Source organism: Methanomicrobia archaeon (assembly GCA_011049045.1).
Classification (GTDB): domain Archaea; phylum Halobacteriota; class Syntropharchaeia; order Alkanophagales; family Methanospirareceae; genus JACGMN01.
This window is the reverse complement of the sequence record DSCO01000068.1, coordinates 17,514-27,012: the sequence shown is the minus strand read 5'-3', so window position 1 is coordinate 27,012 and position 9,499 is coordinate 17,514. Positions and strand designations below refer to the sequence as shown.

The window sequence follows — 9,499 nt, the reverse complement described above, 5'->3', positions numbered from 1 at the left end:
TGAATTACGACGGTATATTCTTTTTCTCGGCCTGGCGATGCAGGTGCTGAACCTCCGTCGGAGCACGCGAACTCAACTGACGACGTAAATCGCGGGCTTCAGCGGAATCGCAAACTTCCGCTTACCCGTGGGGTCGTGCTCCTCGTTGATACCGATCTCGCAGCTAAACTCCCGGCTTAGATATGCTTGCTCACGTGTCAGGACCGCCGATTCGTCCAGTTCAGCATATTCCACGTTGCTCTTCAACAACTGATTCACGAACTGCAATGTGCTCTTCTCCTTACGGATTTGCATCGCCTCGCGTATCTTCTCCTTCTCCGGCACGTCCTTAAGCGTCTTGAAGAGCTCCCACTTCCAGCGCTCGGACGCCGCATCCGCAGAATACAGATAGATCTTCCGCGGCTTGATACGTGCCACCTTCAAGATCTCCTGGATGTCCTCGACCAGCGCGCGCAAGTAGTCCTCCTCACGTTCCACCTGGTCGTTAATGAGCTCCGTCTTGATCTGCGGGAGTAGCTCCAGCGAGATGAACGAGTCATGTCGTTTGTGCCACAGCTCTTCACAGATATGCGGCACGAGCGGTGAGAGCATAATAAGCCACTCATCCAGCACGTTCCTTACAAGCCGCTGTCTCCGCTCTGCGCTCGCTCGCTTCTCATAGTACCGCAGATCGTTCATCAGATTGAAGACCATGTTGATCCCGCCTTCTCGGATCCGGAATCCGTCAAAGAGCTCGTAGGATTGCTGTAACCGCCGGTAAAATCGCGAACATAGCCAGAGATCGATATGTGTGTACTCCTCCGCGCGCAACGGCTCAGCATCGACACTCTCCGTGAAGACCGTGATGAGCGCATGGAACCGGCGCCGCAACGCATCGGTGTCCTGCTCACGCCAGTTGACGACCGTGGCAAAATCAGCATTGAGTGCACAGTAAAGCCGATAGAGATCCACACCGTAGAGTTCTGAGACGTGCGCCAGTGGAATGACGTTCCCCTTGCTCTTCGAGATCTTCCGGCCTTCACGGATCATCAGCTCGTTCAGGGTGATCGCTTTCGGCCAGTGCTCCTCGGGGAATATGGCGGCATGATGCATGAGGAAGAAGACGAGATGGTTTGAGAGATGAGGCGGCGCGGTATGCCGCTGATCGTTCGGATACCAGTAGGTGAACTCCCGCCGCAGCCGGTCCAGAGCGGCGACTTCGAGCGCGCATGCCTGCGCTACATGCTCTGTATCACCTTTGCCCAGCAATACGTGATCAAAGAACTGCTCATCCAGCCCGTCAACCGGCACGTCCCGTAAAAGATGCGCGATGGTGTACATCGCCATATAAATGGTTGAATCACTCAGTGACTCGATGATCCACTCCCGCTCGAACGGGAACCGGGTGCCTAACCCGCGTTTACGGGCACAGGGTCTAAACGCTAACCAGTCAACGATATCGTGCATGTAGGCCTTGTACTTCTCGGGATAGAAAGCCATCTGCGCCACGAGCTTGTGCCCGTTCTCCTTCCACCACTGCGGCGTGTAATCGATGAACCACTGGTCCTGGAGCACCGCAACGATCACCTTGCTGCCGCCACGTGTTACCGCTTTGCGCGAGGTCTCGTAGAATATATCAGAGATATGCTCGGCCTGTAACCAGTCCTTCACCTGATCTTTTATCTGCGCGATCTCGATGCCCGCAAACTGCTTACACCGTGCGTTCAAGACGCCACGATAAAACTCATCCTTGTAAATGATCTGCGTGGCCTCCTCGAGCCGTTCGTCATCCTGGCTCGCGATGCGCAACTGCGCGCAAATCTCCTTCGCCGGGAGCTCGTACCCCGCGATATCGATCACCTTTATCGGCTCGAGCTCGATACCGCGGTCACGTCGTAAATCCTCAAGGCCCATGTAGTCATAGGGCGCGTGTGCCGGGACCGAATAGACCACCCCGGTACCGACATCCTCATCGACGAGACTCGCGGGATAGATGGGGATTTCACGCTCATCAACGAGTTCCATCGCAGCTTTCCAGAGCAGATCTTCACCCTTTAATTCGTCTAAAACCGCGATCCCGTCCCGCTGATACCGCAACTTCTCCGCAGCCTCGCGGGAGACGATCCAAACTTCGTCGTTCACCCGAACGCGCACATACGTGGCCTCCGGTTTTATCCAGATATTCGTGACCCCGAAGATCGTCTCGGGCCGAAGCGTGGCCGCGAGCAGGTACGCATCCTCGTCACAGAGTTTGAATTTGATCACGGTATACTCGATGATCGAGACCTTATCGGTGTCTCCTTCGCCGATATCGTCCTCGCCGACCGCGCAGCCCTCGGTACACGAGTACGTGATCGGATATTTTCCCTTCTTGATAACGCCCGCATCATAAAGCTTCTTGAACTGCCATTCGATGAACTTGTTGTACATCGGCTCCATCGTATTGAACCGCCGGCGCCAATCGATGGAGTAGCCCATCTGTTTGAAGTCCTCAGATATCCGTGCGGCGAAAAAGGCCGCAACATTCTCAGGGTCGTCAAAGGTCGCCAGGATCTCGTCAACCCGAGCAGGATCTTCATAAATCGAGATGTAGTCCCGGTACCGTGCGATGACCGACTCATCGCCGCGTGCAATACTGTCGGCGATGGCCAGGATCGGCGTGCCCGTAACGTGAAACGCCATGGGAAAAAGGACATTGTAACCCTGTAATCGCTTAAATCGCGCAATGATATCTCCGATCGTGTACGTTCGCCCGTGCCCGATGTGGAGTGGACCCGAGGTGTACGGATACGGGACGGTCAGATAGAATTTCTCTCGCTGACCGGTTTCGGGCTCGAAGAGCTTGCTCTCAGCCCAGTTCCGCTGCCATTTCTCCTCGATCGCTTTGAAGTTCAGTTCAGTAGAGTCCATCGTGGCTCAGTTCCCGGCTCAAGTCCGTACTCAGGTGCTCCTTTGGTCCGTGTGAAGTGGTGCCCTGATACTGTTTAGGTGTGCAGGATAAAAAGCTGCGCGATTTTCACGAGTCCACTGCAGCATTACAGCTCGCACGAACGTATGGAACAGGGCGGAATAGGCACACGAGGGAACGCTGCGGAATCCGTAAGGTTTATAATGGTTTGCAGTCATAGATTCTACGCATGGCGAAGAAGATGGCAGAGAAGAGCTTAACGGAGATCAACGCACGGATTTCTGACGGGAGCGTCCGGGTGGTGACTGCGGATAAGATGGGTGAACTCGTGAACGAATGGGGCACCCAGAAAACGATAAAAGAAGTGGATGTGGTTACCACTGGCACGTTCGGCCCGATGTGCTCCTCCGGCGTATTCCTCAACTTCGGCCATGCTGATCCGCCAATCAAGATGCAGCGTGTCTGGCTCAATGAGGTGGAGGCATATACCGGAGTTGCCGCGGTGGATGCATATCTGGGCGCGACACAAGTCTCTGAGGATCGTGGCATCGAGTATGGCGGCGGGCATGTCATCGAGGACTTAGTGGCCCGGAAATCGGTCGAGATAAGAGCCATGAGCTATGGCACGGACTGCTATCCACGGAAAGAACTGGAGACGACTATTACGCTCGACGACGTGAATCAGGCGGTTATGACAAACCCACGAAATGCCTCTCAGCGGTACGTCGCTGCGACCAACTCCACCAATCGGACGTTATACACGTATATGGGCACATTACTGCCTGATTATCGGAACGTCAATTATGCGGGTGCAGGTGCGCTCTCTCCTCTAGCCAACGATCCGACGTATGAGACTATCGGTATCGGAACCCGGATTCTCCTCTGCGGGGCTCAGGGGTACGTTATGGGCATGGGAACGCAGCACAACCCGACCAATCGTTTTGGCACGCTCATGGTCACCGGCAATTTGAAGGATATGCAGCCGGATTTATTGAAGGGCGCGACTTTCGAGGGTTATGGCGCTACCCTTTACGTCGGCGTTGGCGTGCCAATTCCGGTAGTGAACGAGAGGATCGCAGAGCAGACTGCGGTACGCGATGCTGATCTTGCCACTGAGGTGATTGATTATGGCGTTGGCCGTCGTGAGCGGCCGATGCTGGCGAAAGTAACCTACGAGGACCTGAAATCGGGCATGATAGAGCTCGAGGGCAAAAAGGTGCCCACATCGCCGCTGTCGAGCTTCAGCATGGCACAGCGGGTCGCTGAGGAGTTACAGGCACTGATTCAGAAGGGTAAGTTCATTCTTACGCTGCCGGTTGAGCACTTACCGCGGGACACCGTGGTGAAGCCGATGAAGCAGCCGGAGCTGCCGCTCGTGAAGGATGTTATTATTCGTGATGTTCCGACTATCCGCGAAACAGCAAGTATCGAAGAGGCAGCGCAATTGATCATGGAGACGCAGACCACGCATATTCCCGTGCTCTCAACGGATAAGAAGCTCGTGGGGATGGTTACTGCATGGGATATCGCTGCGGCCGTGGCGAAGCGACACGCCGAATTGGCCGAGATCATGACAAAAAAAGTGATAATCGCGGACCTTGATGAGCCCCTGGAGCTCGTTATTCGGAAGATGGAACGTGGCAACATCTCGGCATTGCCGGTGATCGATAAACGCAGACGGGTCATCGGCATGGTGACAAGCGACGAGATCAGCCGGATGATCCGGAAGAAGAAATGGAAATGGAAACTGGGGCTCTGAAGGTCGATCTGCTCTGTTTGGGCGCCCGTGTAGCGGGCATAGGCCGGGGCAGGAAGGCCGGTGCGGGCCCGGCGGCCGGTGGGATGTTCATCATCGGCGATACCGTCGTGAACGTAGCAACGCAGAGCTGGTTCGTTGCGCAGTCACCCTACCACCTGGAGTTTGCGTATGGTCGCTACCAACTCAAGAAGGACGGCGAGCTCGTGACCGAGGTGCGATTCCCCACCGCGAAGTTTCAGACGTTGGAGACTGCGGAGGGCATTCCCTATTACAAGATCGCGCTCCTGCATGGCATGGATTGCCTGGCAACCACCACAATCCAGACCTGCGTCTACTGGAACACGCCGTTACGGTGTCGATTCTGCGCGATTGAGCTCTCGCTGCAGAGCGGTGCGACGATCGCGAAGAAGACGCCCGAGCAGCTCGCGGAGGTGGCACGTGCGGCGAAACGGCTTGATAAGGTCACGCATGTTACGCTCACCACCGGGACCACCGCGACACCTGATAAAGGGATAGAACACCTGGTCACGGTAGCGCGTGCGATAAAAGCGGCGACCGGGTTACCCATTCACGTGCAGTTCGAGCCGCCGAAAGACCTCACTATCATCGATCGGCTCGCAGACACCGTTGATACCGTGGGCATCCACGTGGAGAGCTTCGACAAGCGGGTGCAGCGCGCGATAACGCCCTGCAAGGCGCATATACCGCTAGAGCAGTACATCGAGGCGTGGAAGCGGAGCGTCGCGCTCTTCGGCGAGAGTCAGGTGAGCAGTTTCATCCTTGCCGGCCTTGGTGAGCATGACGAATCGATCATCGAGGGCAGTCGACTCTTAGCGGAATTGGGCGTGTACCCGTTTATCGTGCCGCTACGGCCCATTGCGGGCTCAATGATGGAGCACGAGCGGCCGCCGAGCCCTGAGCGAATGCGTCCACTGTATGAAACGGTCGCGGAAATCCTGCTCGAGACCGGCGTGAGCTGGCGGAAGTGCAAGGCAGGCTGCGTCAAATGCCGGGCGTGCTCGGCGCTTTCGGAGTATGAATAGTCCGGATTCCGTGAGTACTTTCAGGATAGCAACTCACCGTGCAATTGGATGCCTTGTGGCTATTTCACGTGCTCTGACGATCTCGTCTAAACAGGCAGTTATACCATCGATATTTTCTGTCGCGAAAGACTATCTTTAACCCATCCAAACGTCATAGCGCCCGTAACTGAACCCAGCATGTAAGACACCGCAGCGGGGCTGACGAGCTTCAGCTTGTTTCGGGCATAATAGAGTAGAGATCTTTTTGTCCTTTATCCTTCCGTAAAGCGCTTCATTTACCGGAATTTTAACCGCATCCGCAGTAATTAGCAGTTTTGCGGTCACCTCTTCAAATAATTCAACCTCTACTTCTCCACCCTCAACCTCAATCCATTCACCTTCAGGTAACCGCTCAAAATCGTCCAACGACTCTATCCGCGCTTTTTCCTCAATATTCACTTTGCTTTCCTCCTGTATAATTCTTTCTCTGCTTTGGTCGTTTCACGCGCGGTTATCAATAAAAATCGGTCCTCATCTTTTTTTCTAAAATGAGCGCCAGAGATCGCCCATCTTTTGTCTTCCCTATTACCCTGAATCGCTTGCCTTCGCGCTTCACGAAATAATCATGCCGGAAAACGGAAATAATTCCCTCAGCGTTAATTAACGCTGTGCTTGATGATGTGTCGCTTAGCTCGCTCCGTTAGCTCCACTCTTTCTTATCCGCTTTTTCGTCAGATCTTTCTTCAAAGATGGTTACTGAAGAACTTTTTTATCCCTTCACACCTCATAACGCCCGTAATTCATCGCCATCAGTCCGACAACGCCATGTCTCGTGAGGAGCGCTAAGTCATCCTGCTCCAGCTTTCGCTCTCTTAACGGTGGCAGCGGCTTCGTTCGTTTGCAAACGATCCGGCCACCGGTCATCTGCGCGCCGATGTAGCCCTTGACACTGCCTTTCACGAAGACCACGCCCTTGCGCAGCTCCACGCCTAGAAACTCCGCGGCGTTACCCAAAATCACCACGGTTCCGCCATTGAGCAGCGCAGCCGCATTCATGCCCGCATCACCAGACACGACGACCGCGCCACGCCGCATCAAGATCCCAACGCTGATCCCAACATCGCCCTTGACGGTCACCTGTGCATCGGTCATGCAGCGTGCTGCAAGCGTATGCCGTAACAAGCCATCAGCAATCATCAATTCGCCATCCCGCACGTCGTTGGGTGCGAGCGGAGCATTCTGCTCGTGGTCTTCCGGGTGGTGCATAAGCCACGTAATCGAGACGAATTTCCGGTAGCCCGCACGATCAGATTCCACCTCGATAATATTGCCAAGCGGTTCCTGAATCTCGCCGCGGACATAAATCGCACCGGCGAGCATGCTCAGGCCAAGGTGTGAACCGGCGTTACCATCTATCATGATCGAGCCAACCTCAGGCAGCTCCTTGCCGTTACCCCCGAAAAAGACGAGATCCACACCCAGGCTCGAGCCTATCCGTTTACCAGCATCACCCCGGATACGCACGTCCTCGCCCTGCTTCAATGCCGCCACTACCGCCTCGTACGTATAGCTCGTGCCGGTCTGCGATGGTATGATATCTGCGGGCTTGAGCAGCTCGCCCTTGTGCTGCCAGATGAAGTTATACGTGAAGTCCCCGACGCAATCCTGCGGCGCACTCAGGTTCAGCTCCATAGTAACTCACGCTACACTACTCCATAACGCCTCAGTGCTTAACGGTCTGTCGATTTTATCACTGAATCGTATCAGTAAAAAATAACGTGTTGTCCATGGAATGCCGGCTCGTCAAGCAAGGATTCGAGCAGGGGAGCTGCCAGGTATTCGACCGGGCGTCGGGCCAGTATCGAAACGCATGCGACGCCACGTTCAAAATCGTAAAGGGCACGCCCCAACGATTGATACACGGGCGTTTCCTCTCGCGACCCGAGCATTACCTCTCGATATACCAGTCGGGCTGCAATCTCGCCTGTAAAAAATGCCACTCCTGGCAGTTCACGCAGCATGCGGTCGGCGCATGGCAATCGCCCCGAGAGATAGCAACTGCAGTTCAGCAGTATTTGACCGATTACGAGATTACCGCGGTGCCACGCGAGCAGGCAACGAGCTGGCATGCACACGAGCTCTGTAAAGGCTGTGGCCGGTGCGTTTTGCAGGGCGAGCGGAGCGAACACTGTCCCGGCGTTCTCAGTCTCGATAAGATCGAGCTGAGCCCGCAAGGCTGGGGGCCCGCGCGCAACATCGTCGCCTTTACGGGTGGCGATCTCACCTGCCAGCCTGAATTCTACGTCCGGGCAACGGAATTGATCAAAGAGCTTCCCGAAAGCGTCTGGGTGCTCATAGAGACAAACGGATACGGCCTCACCCCGGAAAACCTGGACCTGTTACAGGGTGCAGGCGTTGATGCTTTCTGGCTCGATATCAAGGCGTACGATGACGAGATGCACCGGCGATTGACCGGCGTATCGAACGCGCGCATGCTGCAGCTACCCGAGCAACTGAAAGAGCGGGGGTTCGTCCTCGAAGTGCTCGCACTCTGCATTCCCGGCTGGGTTGAGGCTGATCAAATTGGTCACATAGCCGAGACCCTAGCCGCAGTTGACACCGAGATTCCGTTCACCATTCTCGCGTTCTTTCCCGCATACCAGATGCGCGATGTGTCTCCCCCCTCTCTGACGCAGATGATCGACGCTTACCTTGCGGCAAGGACTGCTGGACTGCGCAAGATCAAACTCGGGAACGTCCACCTGGTCGCGCACACACGCGCGGATTATGAGACCCTGGAGCGCATCGTTGGTCGAGATAGTCTCTAAAAGACCGCTTTAATACGCGCTGGTACTTAGGTTACCGTATACCTACACTCATGACTGCCGCGGAAAAGCAAACGGACGAGCAGCGAAGCACTGGAGATGCCCGGTACGTTGCATGGCTGCGAGCGAATGCGAAAAATCTCGCAGAGATCTTTAAACGACTCGATTCGTATCGAATTCAGTATCTCATCCACCGCTACGAAACGTACCGCGAACGCCCGGTCTCGCTCTACAAGTCGCTATCCGAAGAGGAAGAGCGCGCGATCGAAAAGCTCGCCGGTACCGAGCGGCTCACAAAGATCATCATCGTGAAACTGGGGGCCTTCATCTTCGCGCCGTCATTAATAACGCCCGCGGAGGCATCTCTGGATCTGGGGACAGCGATGTTCCGCCGTTTCTTCATACATGGCGCCTGGGTCTCGGTCATCGCACTGAACGAGACGTTTCTTACCGCGGCGACTGAGCCCATGCTGCGCTACGTGCTCGAGCACGAGCTTGCCCAGGGCGAGATCTATACCGAAATGGCGGAATATAACCTCCAGAACCTCAGTCCGGACATGCGGGGCGTCATCCATGAAGAAGCACGTATGAAAGCGATCAAACGCTCCGGCATATCAGAAGACGAGGTGGAACAAGAGCGGCAGTTGATCATTGAGCTCCTGGGACAGCATCCCGTCGTGCCGGTGCATTTCGCATCCGCCGCTCTGGTCACGTATCTCATAGCGAATTGGGCTCATATGCAGCAGTTTGGTGCTGCCAGCCAGACGGAGATGGAGCGTGAGCTCGAAGTTCCGACGGCGAGTTTACTCGAACGAGTCAGCAGGGGTATCGAGCTGTACGGCGTTTTTCTCCGTGCGCTGAAACAGGAACTGACCATGACAGGTGCGGAATTCGGCGTTGCAGTCGTTTAACCGCCTGTTTTACTGCCATTCGAGAAAATCTGCGATGAATCGAGTTTTTTAATCTTTCGATTTGTACTTCTTGATAGCTCTTACGCTCAGGCTCT

Annotated in this window: 7 protein-coding genes; 4 read left to right on the top strand and 3 right to left on the bottom strand. The window is 55.2% G+C overall.

Annotation, left to right across the window (positions count from 1 at the left end):
- Window positions 1–72: 72 nt before the first annotated feature.
- Window positions 73–2,874: a leucine--tRNA ligase gene (leuS, locus tag ENN68_09940; protein ID HDS46375.1), complete on the bottom strand. Its 2,802-nt coding sequence runs from the start codon at window positions 2,872–2,874 to the stop codon at window positions 73–75.
- Between the two features lie 254 nt (window positions 2,875–3,128).
- Between leuS and ENN68_09935 the strand changes: the two genes are divergently transcribed.
- Together ENN68_09935 and ENN68_09930 are read left to right on the top strand one after the other, a co-directional pair.
- On the top strand, window positions 3,129–4,646 hold the full coding sequence (locus ENN68_09935) for a CBS domain-containing protein (protein HDS46374.1): 1,518 nt from the start codon (window positions 3,129–3,131) through the stop codon (window positions 4,644–4,646).
- On the top strand, window positions 4,622–5,689 hold the full coding sequence (locus ENN68_09930; GenBank protein HDS46373.1) for an MSMEG_0568 family radical SAM protein: 1,068 nt from the start codon (window positions 4,622–4,624) through the stop codon (window positions 5,687–5,689). The genes ENN68_09935 and ENN68_09930 overlap by 25 nt, the downstream gene beginning before the upstream one ends.
- A gap of 135 nt (window positions 5,690–5,824) precedes the next feature.
- Here the strand turns inward: ENN68_09930 and ENN68_09925 are convergent, their stop codons facing one another.
- Window positions 5,825–6,127 carry a hypothetical protein gene (locus ENN68_09925; protein ID HDS46372.1) on the bottom strand — a complete coding sequence of 101 codons (303 nt, stop codon included), beginning with the start codon at window positions 6,125–6,127 and terminating at the stop codon, window positions 5,825–5,827.
- A gap of 318 nt (window positions 6,128–6,445) precedes the next feature.
- On the bottom strand, window positions 6,446–7,360 hold the full coding sequence (locus tag ENN68_09920; GenBank protein ID HDS46371.1) for a hypothetical protein: 915 nt from the start codon (window positions 7,358–7,360) through the stop codon (window positions 6,446–6,448).
- A gap of 95 nt (window positions 7,361–7,455) precedes the next feature.
- On the opposite strand from ENN68_09920, the gene ENN68_09915 reads away from it, so the two are divergent.
- Both ENN68_09915 and ENN68_09910 read left to right on the top strand, forming a co-directional pair.
- Window positions 7,456–8,496, top strand: coding sequence for a radical SAM protein (locus tag ENN68_09915; protein HDS46370.1), 1,041 nt, complete (start codon window positions 7,456–7,458; stop codon window positions 8,494–8,496).
- 50 nt (window positions 8,497–8,546) lie between these two features.
- Complete coding sequence (locus ENN68_09910) at window positions 8,547–9,404, top strand: hypothetical protein (GenBank protein ID HDS46369.1); 858 nt, start codon at window positions 8,547–8,549, stop codon at window positions 9,402–9,404.
- Window positions 9,405–9,499 lie beyond the last annotated feature (95 nt).